Annotated in this window: 1 protein-coding gene; it reads left to right on the forward strand. The window is 49.2% G+C overall.

Annotation, left to right across the window (positions count from 1 at the left end):
- Nucleotides 1–79: 79 nt before the first annotated feature.
- Nucleotides 80–1,191, forward strand: a protein-coding gene (locus D9597_RS22815; RefSeq protein WP_130224894.1) for an IS3 family transposase whose coding sequence is annotated in 2 segments (ribosomal slippage) — nucleotides 80–341 and nucleotides 341–1,191 — 1,113 coding nt in all. Because the reading frame shifts where the segments join, the coding sequence is not laid out codon by codon here.
- The last annotated feature ends 16 nt before the right edge of the window (nucleotides 1,192–1,207 follow it).

Genomic DNA, 1,207 nt, shown 5'->3' on the forward strand with positions numbered 1-1,207 from the left:
TGTAAGTATCCCGCATAATCGTGCCATTCATATTTAGAGATCATCCGGCATAATCAATCTGCCAACGAAGGAGATCGCTATGCGTAAAGCCCGTTTTACTGAGCATCAGATCATCGCTGTGATTAAGTCAGTTGAAGCCGGACGAACCGTTAAAGATGTCTGCCGGGAGGCCGGTATCTCTGAAGCCACCTACTACAACTGGAAGTCCAGATACGGCGGCATGGAGGCTTCTGATATTAAAAAAATCAAGGATCTTGAGGACGAGAACCGCCGTCTCAAACAGATGTTTGCTGACCTGAGTCTGGAGAACCTGGCGCTGAAAGACGTTATCGAAAAAAAGCTTTAAAACCAGCCTTTAAGCGTGAGCTGGTCACTCATCTGATAACGACATTCGGACTCAGTATCCGTCAGGCCTGCCGGAGTCTGAACCTGAGCAGAACGGTTTACCATTACCGCCCGGATACCACGCGTGATGAACCCGTTATTGCCGCCCTGCAGGCTGCGGCTGAGCGATACCCGCGATACGGCTTTCCGAAGCTTTTCCAGATTCTGCGACGGCAAGGATACTCGTGGAATCACAAAAGGCTCCACCGTATTTACTGTCTGCTGAAGCTGAATTTTCGCCGTAAGGGCAAACAACGACTGCCGGTACGCAATCCCTCACCACTGGCTACGCCAGAAGCGCTGAACCAGAGCTGGTCTGTCGATTTTATGCATGATGCGCTGGCCTGTGGCCGTCGTTTTCGCACGTTCAATGTCGTTGATGACTTTAATCGTGAGGCGTTATCGATTGAAATCGATCTGAATCTGCCAGCTCTGCGAGTGGTCCGTGTACTTGACAGGATCGCGGCAAACCGCGGTTATCCGGTCATGCTGCGCATGGATAATGGTCCGGAATTTATCTCTCTGGCGCTGGCTGAATGGGCAGAGATACACGCAGTAAAACTGGAGTTCATCCAGCCGGGTAAGCCGACGCAGAACGCTTTCATTGAGCGTTTTAACAGGACATACCGTACAGAAATACTCGATTTTTATCTGTTCAGAACGCTGAATGAAGTACGGGAAATTACGGAGAAATGGTTATCAGAATATAACTGTGAACGCCCGCATGAATCACTGAACAATATGACACCGGAGGAATACCGACTTCACCATTATTTGGCCGGGTTCTCAAAAAATGCATGGAACTAAAACGGGTCTATTTACA

It is taken from the genome of Escherichia sp. E13S3, assembly GCF_004212325.1.
Classification (GTDB): Bacteria; Pseudomonadota; Gammaproteobacteria; order Enterobacterales; family Enterobacteriaceae; genus Escherichia.